Source organism: Vibrio eleionomae, from assembly GCF_009874545.1.
Taxonomy (GTDB): domain Bacteria; phylum Pseudomonadota; class Gammaproteobacteria; order Enterobacterales; family Vibrionaceae; genus Vibrio; species Vibrio nitrifigilis.
This window is the reverse complement of the sequence record NZ_WEKT01000068.1, coordinates 1-23,036: the sequence shown is the minus strand read 5'-3', so window position 1 is coordinate 23,036 and position 23,036 is coordinate 1. Positions and strand designations below refer to the sequence as shown.

13 protein-coding genes are annotated in these 23,036 nt (G+C 41.9%); 6 read left to right on the top strand and 7 right to left on the bottom strand.

Annotated elements, in window-relative coordinates:
* The first annotated feature begins 241 nt into the window (after positions 1-241).
* Together F9817_RS21360 and F9817_RS21355 are read left to right on the top strand one after the other, a co-directional pair.
* Complete coding sequence (locus F9817_RS21360) at positions 242-1,063, top strand: DUF1266 domain-containing protein (RefSeq protein WP_161158227.1); 822 nt, start codon at positions 242-244, stop codon at positions 1,061-1,063.
* Entirely contained in the window at positions 1,060-3,876 is a 2,817-nt protein-coding gene (locus F9817_RS21355; RefSeq protein ID WP_161158226.1) for a J domain-containing protein, read from the top strand. Before F9817_RS21360 ends, F9817_RS21355 begins: the two co-directional genes overlap by 4 nt.
* A gap of 68 nt (positions 3,877-3,944) precedes the next feature.
* Here F9817_RS21355 and F9817_RS21350 read toward each other — a convergent pair whose 3' ends face one another.
* Both F9817_RS21350 and F9817_RS21345 read right to left on the bottom strand, forming a co-directional pair.
* The gene (locus F9817_RS21350; protein WP_161158225.1) at positions 3,945-5,624 is read right to left on the bottom strand and encodes an Hsp70 family protein; all 1,680 of its coding nucleotides are present in this window, start codon (positions 5,622-5,624) and stop codon (positions 3,945-3,947) included.
* A gap of 182 nt (positions 5,625-5,806) precedes the next feature.
* The gene (locus tag F9817_RS21345) at positions 5,807-7,018 is read right to left on the bottom strand and encodes a MalY/PatB family protein (RefSeq protein WP_161158224.1); all 1,212 of its coding nucleotides are present in this window, start codon (positions 7,016-7,018) and stop codon (positions 5,807-5,809) included.
* A 470-nt stretch (positions 7,019-7,488) separates the two neighbouring features.
* Here F9817_RS21345 and F9817_RS21340 point away from each other — a divergent pair, with 470 nt between their 5' ends.
* Together F9817_RS21340 and F9817_RS21335 are read left to right on the top strand one after the other, a co-directional pair.
* Complete coding sequence (locus tag F9817_RS21340) at positions 7,489-9,435, top strand: NAD(P)/FAD-dependent oxidoreductase (RefSeq protein ID WP_161158223.1); 1,947 nt, start codon at positions 7,489-7,491, stop codon at positions 9,433-9,435.
* A gap of 178 nt (positions 9,436-9,613) precedes the next feature.
* The gene (locus F9817_RS21335; protein ID WP_161158222.1) at positions 9,614-9,862 is read left to right on the top strand and encodes a hypothetical protein; all 249 of its coding nucleotides are present in this window, start codon (positions 9,614-9,616) and stop codon (positions 9,860-9,862) included.
* Between the two features lie 104 nt (positions 9,863-9,966).
* On the opposite strand, the gene F9817_RS21330 is transcribed toward F9817_RS21335, so the two are convergent.
* The 4 genes from F9817_RS21330 to F9817_RS21315 form a co-directional block, all read right to left on the bottom strand.
* Entirely contained in the window at positions 9,967-11,409 is a 1,443-nt protein-coding gene (locus F9817_RS21330; RefSeq protein ID WP_161158221.1) for a glycoside hydrolase family 1 protein, read from the bottom strand.
* A 422-nt stretch (positions 11,410-11,831) separates the two neighbouring features.
* Positions 11,832-12,893 (bottom strand): LacI family DNA-binding transcriptional regulator, encoded by a 1,062-nt coding sequence (locus tag F9817_RS21325; RefSeq protein ID WP_161158220.1) that lies wholly within the window; start codon positions 12,891-12,893, stop codon positions 11,832-11,834.
* Between the two features lie 212 nt (positions 12,894-13,105).
* A complete protein-coding gene (locus tag F9817_RS21320) occupies positions 13,106-13,579 on the bottom strand; it encodes a copper chaperone PCu(A)C (protein WP_161158219.1) in 474 nt (157 codons plus the stop codon).
* Between the two features lie 13 nt (positions 13,580-13,592).
* Positions 13,593-14,189, bottom strand: coding sequence for an SCO family protein (locus F9817_RS21315; protein WP_161158218.1), 597 nt, complete (start codon positions 14,187-14,189; stop codon positions 13,593-13,595).
* 362 nt (positions 14,190-14,551) lie between these two features.
* Between F9817_RS21315 and F9817_RS21310 the strand changes: the two genes are divergently transcribed.
* Both F9817_RS21310 and pbpC read left to right on the top strand, forming a co-directional pair.
* Positions 14,552-19,345: an alpha-2-macroglobulin family protein gene (locus tag F9817_RS21310; protein ID WP_161158217.1), complete on the top strand. Its 4,794-nt coding sequence runs from the start codon at positions 14,552-14,554 to the stop codon at positions 19,343-19,345.
* Between the two features lie 88 nt (positions 19,346-19,433).
* Complete coding sequence (gene pbpC, locus F9817_RS21305) at positions 19,434-21,596, top strand: penicillin-binding protein 1C (protein ID WP_161158216.1); 2,163 nt, start codon at positions 19,434-19,436, stop codon at positions 21,594-21,596.
* Positions 21,597-21,720: 124 nt separating this feature from the next.
* Here pbpC and F9817_RS21300 read toward each other — a convergent pair whose 3' ends face one another.
* Complete coding sequence (locus tag F9817_RS21300) at positions 21,721-22,887, bottom strand: S1 family peptidase (protein WP_161158215.1); 1,167 nt, start codon at positions 22,885-22,887, stop codon at positions 21,721-21,723.
* Between the last annotated feature and the right edge of the window lie 149 nt (positions 22,888-23,036).

Genomic DNA, 23,036 nt, shown 5'->3' with positions numbered 1-23,036 from the left:
ATATAGGGCAATTTTTAGTTTTAAACCGAGTAAGAAGTTGCCCGATAAACAAATAGTTGCCTAAAAAACTCACATTATTTACTTTTTATAAATTACAAACTCTTTCTTTAATATTTATTCAAATACGCCCTCTTCTTTTTTATTTTTGGACCAAAATCTCATATTTATATTTTGCGAGGTAAATGACTTTTCCCAGTTATTCCCCCAATATACTCTGGCTGAAAATAAGTAAGAGGTAATTATGTCTACAACAATATTTAATAAAGATTTACCTCATTGTCAGTTCTGGCTAGCGACGACAGTCCCACAAATGCTTTATTGCAGACGTTGGGCTGATTATGATCTCATAGGCATGAAACGGGACGATGATAATCTTGAATCAGATGAGAGCTTTAAAGCAGGTTTTATTAACTCTTGGGGAATCGATACCCGGGAAGATTGGCATGAAATGATCCATCGCCTAGCGACTGGCGAAGTTCATGGTGATGTATGGCAGCACTTATTTTCTCGTCGTGCAACATCCACACCTATGCAATGGAGCACCCTGATTGAAAATCATAGTGACGATCCGGTGTTTCAAGGAGAATTACGTTATGTCGATATCGTTTATCGTAAAGTAGGTCACCAAGGCTTCCTTGCTTGGGACTACGTTCGTGGTACTTTCTTAACCCGTGCAGGCTTTCAAGTAGGAGTCGTAACAGCAGAAGAGTGTGCGTTTCTTTTAAACTACTTTAGCCATCTTATGCAGAGACATTTCTCGAACTGGCACCAATATCTCTACAGCTTTATCTTGGGCCGCGGATTCTGGGTATACAACAAAGCCGAGGCAGAAGAAAGGGAACAGCAGATTACAACGTTACTTGACGAAGGTCTTGGCCACACGTTCGACGAATATTTTGCCTATCTCCACAATGACAAAGATGTGCCCATTGATCATATCGACTGGAATACAGAACTACCTGATCTTGCCGTTCCTCAATCACTCCAGCAAGTCCTAGAAAACATAGAGCAGATAAAACAACAATCGACAGCAGAGGAAAGTGAACAAGAGGATCAAGCATGAACAATTGGGAAATTTTAGGTATTGAGCCTACCAGTGATCTTTCTATCATCAAAAAAGCCTACCGATCGCAGCTTAAAATCCATCATCCTGAGGAAGATCCTCAAGGGTTTAAGCAAGTACGTGCAGCTTACGAAGCGATCATGGAAAACATCAATCGCGATGAATCAACTCTTGTCACCACTTTTACGCCAGAGACAAAATTAACGCAACCCGCTGCTCAAACATCTAATGAAGAGTCGACAACAGTAGTACCAATCCAGAAATATCAATCGCTCATGCTCAATGCGGCGACTCGTTTTGATCTCACCCAGTGGCAGCAATGGCGAGACGATCTTTTGTTAACATCCTTAGATATTCAACAAACGGTTGCGTCATATGTATTAGACGATGTACTTAATAAACGCTGGTTACCCGGCGAAATGATTGATATTTTTTGGCAAACATTCGATTGGGAAGAGCTGCTCAGTGGTGATGCACAACAATATGAATTGGGTGAGTTTTTACAACGTTGGACCACGACTAAATCACTCATTCCATTAAGTAACCTATCGCAACTTGCTGATGCTGCGCAGCGTGCGACATTATCCTTTATTATTCCTCTGACTAAAGCCCTTAATATTGGCAATGTGGATGCTATCAATTATTGGCTATGGCAGCCGACCTGCCTACCTTGGAACTTAACCTTAGAGTACCTAACCACTATTATGCAGTGTTGTAATAGCTGTAACTGGTACCCACCCGCGATTTATCAAGATTTACTTGAACACCTAACCTCACCAGACATCATCAATCAATTGACCGATGTGCAACTAGAGATTCTGTCGGAAGCGACACTGAAAGCAGGTGATATCGATACGGTCATTGCCGTAGCAAAACAAATGATTGCTAAAGAACAATTTGGATCAGCGGCAGATTTACTTTATCAGGTTTCGAGTAAAGCAAAAGAACGAGACTATTCGTTATTACTCGCAAATTTGCTGCAAAAGTGGTCACCACTTCCTCACGCATTTTGGCGGTGTGAACACTCACTTAACCCTAATTATCATGAACAACCGACTCTTTCACATCGGTGGCTATATCAATCTCTGTTCGATAATGCCGATGATATATTTCTTCATTACTTAGATTTTAAAGACGAATCTGGCTTGATTGTTTTCCTCACGCAGGCCCTCTGGAATGCAGACCATGGTAGTTTAGTATGGCAAGTTAAATTGCTGGAAAATCTGCTCAATGCACAAGAACAAGCAACACCGTTTGAAACCCTCATGTTACAGCTGACCTACTCATATTGTTCACATCGGCTACAAGAGCAAAACAATGGAGCAGAATCATTACTTATAAAATTGCAAGCTTATGACACTGATGCGTTTTTAGGCAGTGAATCGCTGACAGAAGCAGAGATCGATTCATTGACTTCAGTAGAGTGGATTCAGTGCTTAGAACGTCATCCTCTGGTGCCAGATAGCTGGCTAACAGCCTTACTTAATGCGGAAAAAATATCGTCTGATCTTCTCGAAGAAAACCGCCCCAAATTACAATGGGTTTATGAAACAATATTTTATCGTATTAAAAACCCAGAATATCGTTTATCGTCCATCTATCAACATGAACCTTTTACTGGAGTGTTCCAGTGGCTCACGTTATTTAATAGTCACTACACTCCAGACAAAGGGCTAAGTGGTAATCAGTTACTATCTCAATTATCGGCTCTACCAGCCCACCAGCAGCAAGGACCTTTGGGATGCCTCGTTACTTATTTTGATCATGAGAAAAGTTATAGTTCTGATTGGGTTGAATCTATTTCACCCTTCAGCGAGCAACATGTGTTCCAGGCCATGGTCTATCAAGCCCTACAAAAGGTCTATCAGCAACATTCTCTCGAAGAGTTAAATAAACTTGCTCTCACTGGCAATCTGGAATCGTTAGCAGCACTCGCGTTCTATTATCGATACCGACAAATTAAGGTAGCCACTTTCTACTGGCAGTTATTTCGCGTGTACACCTATAACAAAACTCAGTTTGAAGAGTTTCATAACAGAATGACTCGCGTAATCTACGACGAAGCAGAAAATAATAATCTGGTCCTTGAAAGTTACAAGCTATCTCAACCTGAAGCGATAACCTTGTTTATCACCAGTCATGTTCATGAGTTACCGACTCCAGACGAATTTTCTGATACCGTTCCAGATAAAGAAGCAAAACCTTTCACCTATCCAGCGAATTATCTCCTCTCCATTCTTTTCACTGGTTGGCGTCCAGAAGGATACGATATTTACCCATTAGAGTATTTTGAACGTAATCGTAACGAGCAAACAGAAGAGGAACAACAAGCAGCAGATATCGCGTTAGTCCATCTTAATAACTTACATCAAAAAGAACTTAATCAAGCGTTAAATAATAAAAAATCGGTCAAAACCTTTAGCAGAGGTCAAGTTGGGCTGTTTGCCTTGGCATTTATTGCTTTGTGGTTTTATGTATTTGATTATCCAATTAGCAACGAGGCGGTAAGATTCAGTGCTTTATGGTGTTTTGATGTCGGGATCACCACGATTGCTCAATTAGGGCTATCGCTCAGAATTATGCAAATAGTACCAAGTACCAAAAAACGTAAAGTGTATCTCGGGTTTACGTGGGGGTTATATCTAGTCGCCATTGGCTTAGGCAGTTTTTGGGTTGCCGTCGCAACTTGTGTGATTCATGTAGGCAGAATATGGATGACGCGCGTCATTTTCTCTCGCGGACGTTGGGCTAAAAAGGTCATCAAAGACCAGCAGGTCAACATAGGAAAATACTTAGGCATTAGCAATGCTTAAATCACACAATCGTAAAACAGAAGGAGAGCACTGCTCTCCTTCTACTTTATCCATAACTTATTTCTAAACTAAACCAATACAAATCGATTTAAGTGCGCTTCTATTTCCTTGCGGGCGTCACGAATTACTTTATCATCTTGGCTATCGAGTGCTTTCGTAAAATAAGCGATCATTTCACCAACAGTTTCTCGCCCATCCCCTAACAACTCTTCGTATAACCGATTAAGTTTTTCAGCCAAAGTTATATTCGGTAACTGATCTCTTGGATGAACCTTAAGCTTTTCTAGGCGCTCTCGACTCTGAGTTTGTTGCTCTGGCGTCATACCGATAGGAGAACGATCAATGACTTTTTGCGATGTTTTTTGAGTTGAAACAACGGTCACATCGATTTCTAGCAAACCATTAATGTCATAACTAAAACGGACATCAATCGCTTCTTGTCCTCGCGGCCCCTCAGGCACATCAATCTCTAGATTATCGACGTAAATATTTTCACGCGCCCAATAGCGTTCACCCTGATAAATGCCTACATTAACTTTGTCTTGATCATCATAGCTGGTGTAGTATCGTTCGACCCGAGAAGTCGGAATCACGGTATTGCGTTCAATAATCGGGCTAAACACCCCAGACTGCTCACCACTATTGACGATAATCCCTAACGAAAATGGACATACATCCGTTAAAATAAGCTCTTCTACCGCCTCATCGCGCAAGCGACAAGCAGCTTGAGTCGCCGCTCCCATCGCAACCACAAGGTCAGGATCTAATTGATGACTACCAAAACGCCCTAAGAGACGATTCGCCAGTTGCTGAACCTGACGCAAACGGGTGGCACCACCAACAAAAATTAGCTCATCAATTTCTGCTGGCGTCATTTTGGCGTCGTTTAATGCTCTTTTAAGCGGTAAAGCCAGACGAGTGAGGACATCATGCCAAACCTGCTCTAGTTGTTTACCATTTAACTCTAACGTTTGGTTAAATGGATCGGGCAATTCAAGCACCATCGTTTCGCCAGATTGCTTTTTACCGCGCTCACAAATACTCACCAACTTCGCTAAATGATTAATATCAATAGTCTCTAACTTGAGACCAAGTTCATTAACGACATAATTGACCAGCGCTTCAGTGAAATCTTCACCACCTAAACGGTTATCTCCGGTAGAGGATCGGACTTCAACAAAGCTGTCTTGATACTCAACGACTGTCACATCGAACGTTCCGCCACCTAAATCAAACACGAGAAAGCGACGTTCTTGCTCTTGTTTCAAGCTATAGGCTAAACAAGCGGCGGTCGGTTCATTAATCAAGCGTACGGCATTTAAATCAGCCAATAACGCCGCTTGGTAGACTTGCTTACGCTGTTGATCACTGAAATAAGCCGGAACAGAGATGACGACATCTTGAATTTCAGTGCCTAAATGCGCTTCAGCGTCCGCTTTCAATGACTTAAGTACAAGGGCGCTCAATTCCGTTGGAGTATAACTTTGTGCTCCAAGCTTGAATTGCTTTTCCGACCCCATAAAACGTTTAAATGCAGCGACTGTTTCTGTCGGCTTTGTCACTAACCTTGCTCGCGCAGCTTCTCCGACTAGGACATGCCCCTCTTCATCAATACTGACCACTGAGGGTGTCAAATATTCACCGAGGGCATTTGGAATCAGCTCCGCTACCCCGTTTCTCCATATTGCAATCGCACTGTTGGTCGTACCCAAATCAATACCAATTGCTAAGGAAGAATGACTTTCCATAACCAAACCTGACTTATGTAATTTATTATTTGTAGCGTAGAAAATTAACGAAGTGTTAGTAAACGAGCAACCTTAGCTCACCAAATTTTGGAGCAAGGACGATAAATCGAAAAGGATAAGTTTGACTATTATCAAATAGAAGAGATGGTTGTCCTCCATCTCTCTAGTATTGCATCGACAGACTATAAGCGATTCAGTGCTTCACTCATGCGTTCTAATCCCCTTAATAGCACGCTGCGAGGACACGCAATATTCAAACGAATATGCCCTTCACCATTGTCGACAAACATATTCCCCCCCTCAAGTAAGACACCGGCTTCTTGAGCAAAGAAAAATGCAGGTTCAGCAAAGCTATCGGTTTTTTTCAAGTAAGATGAAAAATCAATCCACGCTAAATAAGTTGCCTCAGGAATAGAAAACTTAGCTTCAGGTAGGTGAACTTGCAGGTATTGCTGCAAAAATGACAAGTTATCATCCAAATACATTTTTAAAGCATCAAGCCACTCTTCACACTCACTGTATGCCGCTTTCACAGCAGCGAGTGCCAATGGATTTTGAATATCATTATGGCGTGCTAGCCATTTGGCACGTAAGATATCATCTCTAATAAAGATATGAGACAACAGATTCCCCGCCAGATTGAATGTTTTACTTGGAGCTGTACAGGTAATAAGCCTTTTATAATCAGGTAAAATATTCACCATTGGATGATGTTTTTTATCACGGCGTAATAAGTCACAGTGAATCTCATCTGATATAATCCAAACATTGTTTTCAACACAAATTTCACCTAGCTTACTTAATTCATCCTTAGTCCAAATACGTCCCGTCGGATTATGTGGATTGCATAAAATAAACAGTGATATTTTATTTTTTGGATCAGATATTTTCGTTTCAAGATCGTCAAAATCTATGACATAGTGCCCATTTTCATTAATAAGAGGTGATGTCAGCACTCGGCGCTGATTAAATTCACCCGCTATTTTGAATGGAGCATAAGATGGCGTACAGATAAGTAAACTTTCATCGTCTTGCATGATGAGTGGCACTAAATTTTTTAGTGCAGGGACGACACCTGGAGAAAATACGATTTCTTCCTTTTTTATCGCAACGTCATAATGGTTGTGAAACCAACTTTCTAATGTAGAAAAGTATTCTGGATCAAAAACATGGGTATAACCTAAGATCTTTTGATCTAACCGTTTTTTGATTGCATCACGTATTTCAGGCGGTGTAGCAAAATCCATATCAGCGACCCACATACGGATAAAATCTTTATCTTCAAACTTGAAATCCACATGTTTATGATCCTTGAAAATATAAGATTTCCAACCTTCAAAACTCATACTATTGGTGTGAGACCGATCAATTATCTCATCAAAATCGTATTTCATTATTTTCTCCATTAAATCGCATCTCGATGACTTATTAAAAGAATATCCTTTTCCTATTCTTATGCAATATTTTAAAAAATGTCACAGATTGATAACGTTTTTTCACCTTCAATCATGTTATTCAACAATACAATATATCATGAATAATTCCGAATTTTTTTGATTCATTAAAATATATTTTAAGAAATATAAACAAGATAAAACACTCATCGAATGATTAATTAATAATTCATATGTTACTAACAGCAGTCATGTCAGTATGTAACCTATCATTAATTATTTAAAATCTCGTTATATTAGATCATATATTTAAATGTTTATTTTTATTGCTGATGAAATTTAGTTAGAGATATTTTAGTGCCAGATAAAAATAAAACCTCGGCGGGTAAGCGTGTTGTTAGTTAAACAGGTTAACTCTACTCCGGTTGCCCGTTGGCTCCAAGCCACAAGGTATTAGAGAGGAATACACTATGAAGCTAAAATATCCCCACCTATTTTCCCCGATAAAAATCGGTAATATCACCTTCAAAAACCGTCTATTTTCAGCACCGGTTTCCCTGCAAGAGCTCTCGCCAGAATGCTTCCTATCACAGGAAAATACCGCCTTCTTTGAACTCAGAGCTAAAGGTGGGGCAGCCAATGTGACTGTTGGTCAATCCATCGTATTAGAAGGTGGCAGCCCACACACAAAAGAACTTAAACTTCACGATCCATTGATTTTGCCCTCATTAACTCATGCCGCGCGCTCTATTCGTCGCCACAACTGTATTCCAAGCATTGAACTCTCCCACGGCGGCAAATATGCAGGCATCCCTAATTTAGAAAATCCACATCCCAAATACAAACCTTACGGCCCAATGCATGAATGGGAAAATGGCGTTGAAGTTTCTGAGTTAACTGAAGAAATGCTTCTAGAATTGGTTAAAGCATTTGGTGATAGCGCCGCCTTAGTCAAACAAGCCGGTTTTGAGATGTTAATGGTTCACGGTGGTCATGGCTGGTTGATTAGTCAGTTCTTATCACCGTCTAATCAACGCCAAGATCAATATGGTGGCTCATTAGAAAATCGCGTACGTTTCCCTATCATGGTATTAAAAGCCATTCGTGAAGCCGTTGGCGAAGGTTTTCCTATCGAATTTCGTATGAACGGCAAAGAATTATACGAAGGCGGACATGATGTTGCCGAGGCGGTCCGTATTGCTCAAGCAATAGAAGATTATGTCGACATTATTCATATCAGTGCGGGTAACCAACGTGTCGCAGAAACTTTCGTACGTACTCACCCGTCCATGTTCGTCAAACATGGTTGCAATGTAGCGCTAGCAGCTGAAATAAAAAAACACGTTAACAAACCTGTTGCCGTCGTGGGTGCATTAACCGAACCCGATATTGCCGAAGAAATTATTGCATCCGGTCAAGCCGATATCGTTGAAATGGCACGCGCATTAATGGCTGATCCATTCCTGCCTCGCAAAGCAATGGAAGGACGCGATCAAGATATTCGCAAATGTATGCGTTGTCACCACTGCATGGATACCATCATTACCACTCGCGATACAGCATGTGCAATTAACCCTGTGATTGGTGAAGAAGAACTGTATTTCTCTCCAGCGGCAATGCCAGAAACCAGTAAAACCGTTCTGATTGCAGGTGGCGGCCCTGGTGGCATGCAAGCGGCTCTTAGCGCTGCCAAACGTCATCATAAAGTGATTCTATGTGAATCCACCGATAAGCTCGGTGGCCAGATCAACTGTGAAGCTCATGTTGATTTTAAAAAGAATTACTACGGTTTTTCTAAATGGCTCGTCCATCAAATCGCACAATATGACAACATTGAAGTGCGAATGAATACCAAAGTCGATAATGCACTGGTAGAAGAAATCAATCCAGATTCATTAATTTGTGCCATTGGTGCGACCCCCATTAAGCCAAATATTCCAGGTATTGATGATCCACGCGTGGTCAACTGCACTGAACTTGCGAAAGATGTGCCTAACATTGGTCAAAATGTTGTGATTATCGGTGCCGGCCTTGTTGGTACAGAATCAGCGATCCATTTTAGACGCGAACACAAGAACGTGACGTTGATTGAAGCTCGTGATGACTTTGCGATTGATTCTAATGTCTTCCACAAAATGGGGCTCAACATCGAACTACGCGATCACATTGATGTGCACGTAGGAACAAAAGTAGAAGCGATCACTGCAGAAGGTGTGGTTGCCATCAATAAACAAGGAGAACGCTTAGTCTTTCCCGCTGATACTATCTTCTGCTCTGTCGGGATGAAATCTCGTGAAATAGAGCGGGAAGAGTTACGCCAAAGTATTTTAGACTTTATCCCTGTCGGCGATTGTGTTCGTCCCGGCAAAGTGGCTTCTGCGGTTCATCACGGGCACTATGCAGCAATGGATATCTAATCTGATATTTGATCTCTATGAATGCAGATTTTACAGTGTAAAATCTGCATTTTTCACTTCATCTATTGGCAAAACGGACAGAAATTAAACATTCATTCTTATCATCTTTATCCAAGCATTCAGACTCTGCGCTTTAGCTGCTATGATCAGCTTATCGCTAAATAATTGAGCTTGAAACATGATTGATGATAACGACGTAATTGAAACTCTAGAAGAACTAGAAACTTTCCTGATCCTAGTTGAAAAAGGTGGCTTAGGGCTAAATAATGCCGCCGGTGTCGCTTTAGCAACCAACAATTCCAATGGTCGCCCGTTCGTGGCTGTTTTAGATGATCAGCACCAGCTTGTTCTTGGCCGTTGGGTTACACAAGAAGTGTTTGATAATGGTAAAGATTTAGTACGTAATGGACCTAAAAAATCTCACTAATTCTTTAGTCAACAGAGAGGAATCTCTGTAAAGAAAAACCAGCTTACTGATTGTTTCACCTAAGTAAAATAAACAGTAAGCTGGTGGCTCGACTCTATACGCTGTTACAGCTGTTCACCTTGTGATTCAATCACTTTTTGGTACCAGAAGAACGATGCTTTTCTCTTACGATCTAATGTGCCCTGACCTTTATTGTCTTTATCAACGTAAATAAATCCGTAACGTTTTTCCATTTCACCCGTTGATGCACTCACTAAATCAATACAGCCCCAAGGGGTGTAACCCCATAGTTCTACACCATCTTTTAGTGCTTCACCCATCTGTTCGATATGTGATTTAAGATAATCAATACGATAGCTATCATTAATGCTGCCGTCATCTTCCACTTTATCAAACGCACCTAATCCGTTCTCAACCACCATCAAAGGAATCTGGTAGCGACCATAGATTTCGTTCAATGAGTAACGTAAACCTTTAGGGTCAATTTGCCATCCCCAATCGGATGCTTCTAGATAAGGGTTTTTCACACCACCATTAATGTTGCCAGAGGTGTTATCTAATGTAGGATCGGCAGAAACACAATTCGACATGTAATAGCTAAAGGTATAGTAATCAACAGTACCTTGCTTAATCACTTCAAGATCACCCTCTTTAATATCAAGTTTGATATTATTTTCAGCAAAGTAACGTTTCGCGTAGTATGGATATTCACCACGCACATGAATATCGCCACAGAAGTTATTGCGCATGTTCATATGATCTTGAGCAAGCAAAATATCATCTGGGTTACATGTGTATGGGTATGCCGTCATGTAGGCAATCATACAACCAATTTTAAAATCAGGATTAATTTCATGGCCTAATGCTACCGCTTTTGCACTCGCGACGAACTGATGGTGCAAGGCTTGGAAACGCAGCTGTGGATCATCGACTTGATGTAAGAAGTCTTGAGTACCTTCGTTTAAGATACCAAGCGCCAAATAGCCACCAAATGGGACGGTGCCACAGTTAATTTCATTAAACGTTAACCAGTATTTCACTTTATCTTTGTAACGAGTAAATAAGGTTTCTGCATAACGCATAAAGTGTTCAATAACTTCACGTCCCGCCCAACCGTTGTACTCTTGGGTCAAACCAAATGGCATTTCATAGTGAGAAATGGTAACGAGAGGTTCAATGTTGTATTTCTTCAATTCATCAAACACATCATCATAGAACTTCAAACCCGCTTCATTAGGCTCCTGTTCCATTCCTGTTGGGAAAATACGAGTCCAGTTAATTGATAAACGAAATGTCTTAAACCCCATTTCCGCGAACAGTTTGATATCTTCTTTATAACGATGATAAAAATCGATCGCTTCGTGTGAAGGATAATGAACACCGTCTTCAATTGTGCGAGTAATACGACGAGGAACGGTATGAGTACCACCGCTCAACATATCACTGGTGCTAGGACCTTTACCATCCACATTCCAAGCTCCTTCAAATTGGTTTGCTGCTGTCGCGCCACCCCATAGGAAATTTTTAGGGAAAACAGAATTACTCATTACATATCTCCGCTTTTTATTAAGTCAGGTTACTTGTGCTCTAGCAATGAAGCACCAAGTTTATCTATAACTCCCACTAAACTGTAACCGGTTCCATTTCTGATGACACGCCAACGATTTTTAAATTATTTTTCCACGTTTTTGGCTATGTAGGGTAACTCAGTGCAATGTTCCAGACTCAACACTCACCTGTTTTCAGGCTGCTACTATTGAGCGTCTGAGCGTCTGAGCGTCTTGTGACCGTATGCAATCAATCTAGCATACCCTTCCAGTGAGAGGAAACCGTTTCCATAATTTTTACACAAAATTGATCTTTTGTGATGTGTTTGGAATTTAAATCGGCAGAATATCGATACAATAACCTATCGACCAAAGCGAGAAATTTAAAAAATTTCTCGCCTTTTCATTATGTTAGATAAGATCTAGAGTGCTTTTACGGAACCGCGCAGCACAAGCTCAGAGTCGAAATTAAGTGAATCATAATCAGGCAATTCACTGTGTGAGAGGTGAGCAAAGCATAATTCAACAGCGTAATTGATCAATTGAGTTGACGGTAGAACGACTGAACTGATCGATGGAGAAAAGTAATTCAAAACTGGTGTATCATCAAAACCAAAGAGTGAGACCTCATCAGGCACATCAATGCCACGCTCTTGCAGCGCTTTTTGCGCCCCGATTGCTAAGTAATCATTGGCAAAGCAAATAGCACTGAAATTCACGCCTCGTCCTAACAACTCAATACACGCTTCATACCCCATTAAGGATACATCTTGAGACAATGTGTCGTCTTCAAGGACTTTGTAACTCCCCTCAACAAACAGTTGCTCATTATAATCAATACCATGATGTTCAAGAGCTTGTCGGTAACCTTTCACACGCTCTTGTACCGTACGTTGGTTGAGGGGCCCTGTAATATAAGCAATGTTGCGATGGCCATGTTCTAACAAATATTCAACCGGTTTTGCCGCAAAACGAGCGTGCTCATACCAAACGCAGTGTTTTGGATGTTTGGGTAGATACCCATTCAGTAACACAACCGGCACAGAAAACGAATCAATAGCAGCATCGATTTCAGCCACAGTATCATCAAAATTAACAAAACTCGATGAGTTGTAGTACATAACAGCTTCGCAGCGATGATCAATCAAATTGTAAATTGATTCCATTGCTAAACCCGGCCTATCGTCGACGTGTTTCATGATCACGTCTTTTCCTGCAGCCTGCGCTTTCTTAAATATTTCATCTACCAGCGACGCCAAATAACGTGAGACCAGAGCACCAGAAGGAAGGATTAAACCTATCGTGTTCGATGTCTGTAACGCTAAATTTCTCGCAAGCACATTGGGTCTATAGTTAAGCTCTTGCGCCGCTTTCAGTACAACTTCACGCGTTTTATCTGATGTATACCCACGGCCACTCAAAACACGAGACACCGTTGACTTTGCAACTCCGGCTCGGCGAGAGACGTCTAATATTGTTGCCATAACTTCCTTACACCTCAACAATTTACTACATGCATATTAACACGTTCTAATAAATTCCCAAGCTAGGTATTTGTAAACTTGCATAAAAAATACGGATATAAACTCCCTGTAACATAACTCAAGCCACTCTTAATATTGTCAAAAGTTGCTCTATCTTTAATAAAAAAGGGAGCTAAATAGCTCCCACTGTTTACTAACTGACAATAAGTTAATTATTGGTCCTGCGCCATTGCATGGTCCAAATCAACATGCTGCAACCCTTCTATCACATCCTCAACAGGAACAACGAAATCCAATGATTGCCCGTCTTGAGTACCCAACGTTAAATTGACTTGTGAACCACTGACCAGTTGACCGTGTAGACCGATCAGCATCACATGATAGGCTCCAGGTTGTAAAACAACGTTACCATGAGCAGGGACAAGGATTTCGGAAACCTGACGCATCTGCATTACGTCATTTTCTTCAATCACCGTATGTAATTCAGCCTCCTCGCTGACATCTGCCGATGCTGAAATAATGGTAACATCTGTATCACCATCGTTTTTTAACATGCCAAATACTGCACTGCTTTCAGCCCCAGGAGCAGTCGCTCTTGCATAAACATTATCGAAAGTCAGAGCTTCATTAGCAAAGCAAGAAAAACTAAAAGCCATCATTGAAAACAAAAACACCTTTATGTTCATTCATCTTTCCTTTTTATTTGGCCATATCTCTTTTCATCGCATTGACGATGGGTTGAGGTGTATTCGTATGGGGGACTTTTTCGATCAATGTGCCGTCAGATTTCAAAAAATAAAAATACGAGCTGTGATCCAAGGTATACCCCATCTTTGAATTTGGTAATTCGGTTTTACGAAAAATGACTCCATAGTGACGAGCCAATTTTGTTGTTTGAGCTAATGATGCCGATAAACCGACAATCATGGGATGAAAATATTGAGCATATTGAGCCGATGTCTCACTATTATCCCTTTCAGGATCCAAAGAAATAAATATAGGCCAATATCTTGTCTTAAGTGAATAATCAACTTGACGCATAGCACCTGAAAGCATTGCAAGTGAGGTAGGACACACATCAGGACAGCGAGTGAAACCAAAATAGACAATACGAATTCGCGGATCATTTGGGTCGAAAATATCCACTGCTTGGTGATTTTTTCCGTATAACATTACCTGCCAATCAGAGCGGTCAACATACTCTGCCCGGCTTGAATATCGTACAATCCAATAGATTGAAAGGCTAAGACCAATTACAACTGCAACAACAATATAGGCAAACCTACGTTTATTCATTTACCCACCCGTATCACTGAGTAGTTCAAAACAGACCTGTTAGCCTCAAAGAGCTACAAACTATATACGCCAAACATTCCTTCCTTATTGAAACTGACCAGTCCTCGTTGATAAAGCTCTGAATCCTGCCTCATGAAGTTATTTGGGTATAGACGTTAATTACATTTTAGATATAAGGCTATAAGCAATAAAAACCAGATATCTATTCCATTTTTAATTATGTGAAGAACGCCAAAAACATCCCTGATTTATAGTTCACTTGATTCAATTTAGACAGATTGTGACATGCAAATATAAATACAATTGAGAGCACAACGGTCTGTTGAAATATTATAAATATCGTCATTTGGTTAGAGGTTTTTATGTATCAGAGTAAGGCTTTCTGGTCGCTATGGCTTGTGCTCGTCTTAAATTTAGTCGGTTTTTCAAATGCTTATGCGAACTCTCACACTCCCCACGCCACATACATTGGCAACTACATGGATCGCGGTAAACCGGCGCTGATCATCCAATTCGACAACACGATTACATCGACGAATGTCGCCGATATTTATCGTGTTCATACCGATGAAGACGAACAAAAAAACAATGGCAAAGAAACCAAACTCAAAGGAGACTGGGTATTTAACAAAGCACAAAATGCCGTCATCTACCGCGATGTAAAAGTAAATCAGGTTTATCGCGTTAAATTGCATGCCAACATAAAATCAGATGATCTTAATGAACGCACCGTCACTATTGCAGAACGTGCACCAGAAGTGCGCTTAATTGGACGCGGTCCTGTCGTTCCTTCAAAAGGCAGTCGCACCGTGCCGCTTAGTGTGGTGAATGCAACACAACTATCGGTAGAGGTTCTAAAAGTTGAGCAATTGCCCTCTATACTAGATAAATTCTATTACAATCAGAATATTAGCACTTGGCATTTACAGCATCTGCGCAAAAACTATCGTACAGTGACGACTCTCAGTTACGATTTACCCAAAGCGAGTGTCAATCAAGATGTATCTACTGCGATTCAACTGCCTAAAGAGCTGGCTGATGGATGGTATATCTTAGCCATTAAAGTAACTGGAGACTTTGGTTACGACAACTACGTGATCGGCCAAGTTCTTCTCACCGATATGGGTATTCAAGCGAAAGTGTTTGCTGATCATTTAGCAATCCAACTCAATTCTTTCTCAAATTCCAAGCTTGATGGTACAAGCCAAATTAAAGTGTATCGCCAACATAAGTCTGTCACTCTTGGTGACATGACTGGGTTACAAAAAACATTTGATTATAAAGTACATAATGGTGATATCTTATATGTACAAAATGGCAAACAAGTCAGTGTATTACCGTTAAAAGAAATCCCATTAGACCTTTCTGATTTTGCCGTCACTGGACGTGACTATCAATCAACAGAAGCGTTTGCCTATTCTAATCGTAACTTATTTAAACCCGGAGAAACTCTGCCACTGAACGTGGTATTACGAGACAAAGACGGTCAGTCGCTCCCGAAACAACGTTTATTTGTTGAATACCATAAACCCAATAGCAAAGTCGCGTTATCCCACTGGATGGAGCCGACCAATAATAATGCTGGCTTTTATCAAGATCATTTTGCCATCCCAAGTGGCGCACCTCTTGGGCAATGGATAGCAGAAATTAAAACAACAGCTGATGCGAAAAAACCACTGACTCGCTTTGCCTTTGATGTGAGCGAATTTGTTCCTGAACGTATGGATCTTCACGTCACTCTTCCTAAAGGACAAATTCATACAGGTGTAGAAACGTTACCTGTATCCGTTGAAGGTAAATACCTTTTTGGTGCTCCAGCTAACGGCAATAAATTGAACATCACACCAGCCTATATTCCTCAGCGTCATTTCCCTGGGAATTATCACGATTTTATCGTAGGTACAACGTTCAAAATCCAAAGCTGGAATGATGTACCCGAAGTGGATCCGATTGAACTGGACGAACAAGGCCATTCAACTTTTGACTTGCCACTCATTAAACAATCGTTGCTTAAATCTCCTGTCCTTGCGTCTTATAGTTTTGCTTTGCAAGAGACAGGTGGTGCCAGCGTCATTCGCAATCAACACTTTACGTTGTGGAATGGAAAATCGATCGCAGCATTACGTCCAGCCAAAAAGGAGTTTGATTCCTACGAAAAAGCCCATTTCGATATTGGCTTGCTCGATGGTCAAGGTCAAAGCATGATCGCAGGTAAAGTACAGTATCTGCTCGAACGTAACCATGGCGGTTATTATTGGATCTACAATCAATCTTCTGGGTGGGATCTACGACATGATTCCCATTGGCAACCCGTGTCTTCAGATATACTCAATATCACGAATGGAAAATATCAAGGCATTGATTTTAATGTTGATTGGGGAGATTACCGCCTAACGTTAACCGCACCGAGTGGCGTCACAACACAATACCGTTTTTGGGCTGGGTGGAGCGAAGAAAAGCAGGGGCAGCGTCCGGTAAAACCGGATCAATTGACCGTATCTCTAGACAAAAAAGCGTATAAAAATGACGAACAAGCTACCGTCACTATCAACTCTGACGTTGCTGGGCAGCTTAGCCTTGCATTAGAAGCAGACAATACGATTTGGACCCATCAAGCTACCATTCAGAAAGGTTCACACCAATATCACGTGCCGTTAACTGGCTTGCAGCGTCATGACTTATACCTCACTGCAACATTAGTCGGCAATGAAAATGGGATGCCACGCCGTTTGTTTGCTATCAAACCACTGCAGCTTGATCGAGAAGATCGGCGTCTACACGTCACTATCAATCACCCTGAGAAATTGCTTCCTCTGACAGGGGCAGATATTGTCGTTCAGCTAGATAAGCCAACCCAAGAACCCACTTGGGTCACTGTATCTATGGTTGATCGAGGGATCATAAACCTCGCTCGATATAAAGTCCCCAATATCCATCGCTGGTTCTTTGGTCAACGTCGCTACTCTGCGGATATACTCGACCTCTATTCACGTATTTACCAGCAGCGACCAGATTCGTTTTTAACGCACCGCTACGGTGGTGATACCGCTTTGGCCGCAAACCGCAACCCAGATCAAAGCGTCGAAAGTAAAACCATCACCTTTATGTCGCAATTGGTTCAGTTTGATTCGCAAGGACAAGCAACCATCCATGTTGAGGTTCCTGATTACAACGGCCAAGCTCAAATTGTGGCAATGGCGTTTAACCATAATCAATATGGACAAGCTCAATCTGATGTCATCATTGCTTCGCCTGTCGTTGCAGAATTGGCTGTGCCACGATTTTTAGCACCGGGGGATAACTCACAAACTCTGTTGGAAGTGTTCAACACATCAGATGACACTCAAACAGTCACCGCAACAGTTTCAGCTTCAGAGAACCTTAACTTAGTTAGCGCTCACCAACTCAACGTGACATTGAAACCGGGAGAACGACGTTCCTTAGCCGTGCCATTTTCTATAGGCGAAATTCATGGCGCAACAGGTACAGCAAAACTCAACCTCGCGGTCAACGCCTCTTCTAAATCTGGCAAAACCGTTACTCAGAATCGAAGTTGGTCGATTCCCGTTCGCGAAGCAAGACCAATCTTGACTAATAGCACGTCACTGACCATTGGCACTGAGTTAAATAACCACTCCGTCACCATTAATGACAGTTTATGGCGTAATATCGACACATCAGATATCACACAAACTCAGGTGTATTTTTCATCTTCACCTCAAATTAGCTACCTTAACTATGTCGATGGTCTGTTCCGTTACCCATATGGATGTGCGGAACAAACCACCAGCAAAGCCGTTCCTTGGCTATTAAAAGACACAAGTTTGAACTCGCTAAAGCAACAGGTCGAAAATGGCATCAGAGATCGTGCCATGATTGAAAAGGCACTACTGCGCCTTAACACCATGCAAAAAGGCAATGGTGGGTTTTCACTCTGGGATAAATACGGAGAAGAATGGCCTTGGGTAACGGTATATGTCACCGAATTTATGTTGAATGTTAACCAGCGTTTCCCTGGTTTGGTCTCGGATGATATGTTGACTCCAGCTCTCCAACGCATTCAAAGTTATCCAACTAATAAAGACCTCACCACCACCAGCTACTATGCAGCATGGGTATTAGCGCGTGCTAAACGTTCTGATATTTCGAATCTCTACAGCTTGTACCGCCGGTTGGATAAAGAAAGCTTGCCTACCTCGGCATCAGCAGCCTACTTGGGCGGGGCTTTCTTGCTGGCTGGCGATAGACAAAAAGCTGATGAGCTGTTCGCCCAAATACCTAACACATCTCGCCGCTACTTCTGGGATGATTACGACTTTGGTTCTCAGCTGCGCGATGATGCGGATGCACTTAATGTATTACTGGAACTCAACAAAGAATTGAAGCTCAGCAATGAGCTACTCGCATTAAAGAACCGTCTTATTGAAAGTGTTATTCACCAAGCTGAAAAGCGCTCTTACTTAAGTACTCAGGAACAGTCCAGTTTAGTGAAAGCCGGGTTGAACCTAAAACAGGAAGCACAAGCCCCTGTCACTATTTCAACCAGTCATGCTGGTACGACAACAGAGCACTCAGCAAAAGGAACCGGAGCCATACAGGTAAAACCGTTCACAACCATTACCAATCAAGATAACAAACCCATTTATCTACAAATCAATACGTCAGGTAGGGCTAACAAACAGAGTCTTCACTCAACGATGGAAGTCATAGCAACGCGACAATTTCTAACCAAAGACGGCCAACCTTATGATGGAACACCACTAAAAATTGGTGACCAATTAATCGTTGAGCTGAAACTGGTCATGAAAGAGCCTGTTCACCAAGCCATGATTGTCGATTATCTTCCGACTGGTTTTGTATTGGACAATCCTGCGTTTACTAACGCTAACGATCTGCTAAAAAGCGTTGTAAAACAGAATCCAACCAAACCTGATATGGTGGAATACCGTAATGACCGTTTCGTGCTAGCCACGACGTTAGATTGGAATGACTGGAGTGAAGAACGCAATACGTACCGCTTTTACTATGTGATGAGAGCAGAAACTCCTGGGGTTTCTCATGTTCCTGCTATGTATGCTGAAAATATGTATCAACCTGAAACCTATTTGTATCAGCCACTACAAACCCACAGTAGTTTAGTGATCCAAAAGCCATGAGGACTACCGATGAAAAAAATAAGCATCATGTTCATCACTGTAAACCTCCAATGATTAGGGACAGTTATATTTCTCGAGGGCATCTCGCGTGATCCCAACGTGGTTTAAACGCGTTACTCAAATAGCGGTAGGGAGCATACTCTCTGCCGCTATGCTATGGGGCGTCCTCAACGTATTCTTTCCACTCAATCTCACTCAGCACACTGACCATTCCGTCACTGTCTATGCGTCTGATGGCAATGTGCTGCGTCAGTTTGCCAGTTCAAAAGGAATTTATCGTATTCCAATTACCCACGAGCACGTCTCTCATTGGTATATTGATAGCTTATTAGAATATGAAGATAAGTACTTTTTCCATCATATTGGGGTGAACCCATTTGCCCTCGTGCGTGCCGCAGCTCAACGACTCTATTACGGCCATATTATATCTGGCGGTTCTACGCTGACGATGCAAGTAGCGCGACTGTTTTATCCTCATCCGCGGACTTATTTTGGCAAAATCGAACAGATGTTCAGAGCCTTACAGTTAGAAGCTCATTACAGTAAGGAACAGATCCTTAATTTCTATCTTACCTACGCACCGATGGGAGGAAATATTGAAGGTGTAGAAGCGGCCAGCCAACGTTATTTTGCCAAACACGCCAGTGAACTATCACCCACTGAAGCCGCCACCCTGGTCGCATTGCCGCAAAAACCGTCCGTGTATCGCCCCGATCGCTATCCACAACGTGCGATTAGCGCCAGAAATAAAGTGCTTGAACGTGTTGCTCCAAGCCTCAGTATTTCGCCTAAGATGCTCGTTCTGCTCATGCAAACACCGATGACTGCCTATCGTCGCCCGGTTCCACTGCATGCGCCATTACTGGCACGCGAGCTCAAACAACACTGGCCACTCGAACACGATATTCATACATTTATTCGCTTTACTCTACAAAATGATGTTGAAAACATACTCTCCCAATACACCAGACGTTGGTCTGCGCCACTTTCCGCCTCAGTCATCATCATGGATAGCCATACTGGCCATGTTCTAGCCTACAAAGGATCTGCAGACCTTAATGACGCAGAACGCTTTGGGTATGTTGATATGACTAAAGCATGGCGCTCCCCCGGTTCAACACTGAAACCATTTATTTATGGTCTGGCGATTGATAAGGGTCTGGTCACTTCCGGCAGTTTAATGTCCGATGTACCAAGATCTTTTGATGGTTACCGCCCTCAAAACTTTGATCGCCGCTTTAATGGTGCAATGCGCCTTGATACTGCACTGCAAAAATCACAAAATATCCCTGCAGTGCAAACCTTTAATGCCTTGGGGCCAGACACTTTTATGCAGGCCCTCAAACAAGCAAACATCAAACTGTTGGTTGATAAACCCAATCTTGCCATGGCTCTTGGTGGCGAAGGCGCGCGACTTATCGATCTGGTCAGTTTATACAGCGCACTTGCCAATGGAGGCAAGGTGGTATCACCGCGTTTTACCGCAAATGATGTTCAACACAGCGCCCCCTTATTGTCTCCACAAAGCAGTTGGATTATTCACTCAATATTGGAAAAAATTGCACCGCCTGATCGTGTCAAAGCAGCGTACTCAAGGCATATTGCATGGAAAACAGGCACAAGTTATGGCTATCGTGATGCTTGGGCAATTGGAACTAGCTATCAGTATACCGTAGGCGTTTGGGTTGGCCGCCCCGATGGTGCGCCTTATGTCGGGCAAACAGGCGCAAATCAGGCCGGCCCTCTCCTGTTCGACATCTTTGATATGCTCCCTGCTGAAGATAAAGCTTTACCACAGCCAGAGCACATCACTCAAGAGACCATTTGTTGGCCAAGTGGACTCGATAGTACTTTGGTTAAGGATAATGACTGTAAACAGAAACAGCACGTATGGACAATCGATCACCGCACTCCTCCCACTCTTCGTCAGGATTCAGGCTGGGATCACTTACATCAATGGCCGCAATCTCTTGTCAATTGGTCTAAAAAGACAGGACGCGACATTATAGACAGGTCACAACCTGCCAAAACTCGCCACATTGCAATTTTATCGCCGACAAATCATAGCCAAATATTCTCTTATCCCGGACAGCAACTGCCCCTAACCGCTAGTGAAGATGCGGTAAGTTGGTATATTGATGATCAAGCTATCACATCAAACCAGCTTTCATTGGATGCCATAACGAAAGGTACACATAAGATATCTGCTTGTCATGATACCTGTGCATCGATTGAAGTAACGGTATATTAAACCGCGAGTAAAAAGAAAGCCCGCTCGGGCTTTCTTTTTGATTGGAACTGAACTCACTGATTGCAACTTAGGATGGCGTTAACGTTAGCCTAAAATGGAATACCTTCTCGATCTAATGCAACCTTTAAAGTCTATTTGGGAAAAGGCACCGACGACGTAAAGCCCAAACTAACCCCATCACAAATAGGAGGATCGTGTTGGTGCTACCGCCACCACCACCGCCCGAACTTGACTCTTCTTCTGTATCAGAATCGTCATCAGCATCACTGGATGTGTTAGTAAAATCCATTGGGTTAGAAGTAAATGAGTAAGTTAAACCGGTAGAGGTAATATCGTAGCCGCCAGAACCACCCATAAGCGTATCGATAGCGCTATTTATCTCAGAGGCAAAGTAATAGATACTGCTATAACCGCCATAATAATACTGCCCATTAAGACGACAAGAACCACTATCTGTTGTGACATAAGAAGCGATGCCCACTAAACGGATACCATAATCGGCATCCGAAGCGTGATCTGGGTCTTGCCATACCAGTGGGCCACCACTATCACCGCTACAAATACCGTAGTTAGTGCTCGTAGTAGGACTCTGCACACAGACAATATCGTTACCAGAAACATTGTTAGACGCCAGTGATGAACACGTACTGGTTGGTATTCCCGTCAGCAACACGCGTTGTAACGTGCCTGACACTCCGTCCTCATCTTTACCATAACCACTTGCCATCACATTGGTTTCATTGTCTTGGTTAGCAACATACGTATTAGAAAATTCTTGATACATACTGGTCATATTGCTGCTATCCGCTACCTTGATTTTTTTCGCGTTGGCAAAATCAGCGGTGCTCAAATAAATGACTGCGGTATCATGGGAATCATCAAGTGACCCTGTCCAATTCGAGTTAACTGAAAACTGTGAAGATGAAGCCGTTGCCGTTTGCAAGGTCGGATTAGACGAATCTGAATAGTCTAAATAATAAACCGTGACTGAGGTTGTGCTATAAGTTCCTTCGTCTTCCAAACAGTGCGCGGCTGTTAGTACCACGGTATTGTCAATAATCGAGCCACCACAAAGATAATATTTAGACTGTGAACCGTTGTTTTTTGTGATTGTTAACCGAACTTGATAAGGCACAAGAGATAAAGAAGTATCCACACCATTAAGAATTGCTGGAGACAAGTTAGCAGACGCAATCTCTAGTGATGCAGACGCAGAAAAGGATGCCATGATGAAACAGTTCATCGTGGTAAAAAGCGTTAATAACTTTCTTTTATTGATGTGAAATTTCATTTACTACCTACCAAATAACGAATCATAAACGAGATAATATTCACACAAATAAATATAGTATCAATATGACAATTTTATTAGTAAGCGCATATCACTAAAATAATAAAATCATGTGTAAAAACAAAAAATTAAATATACCCATTAATAAG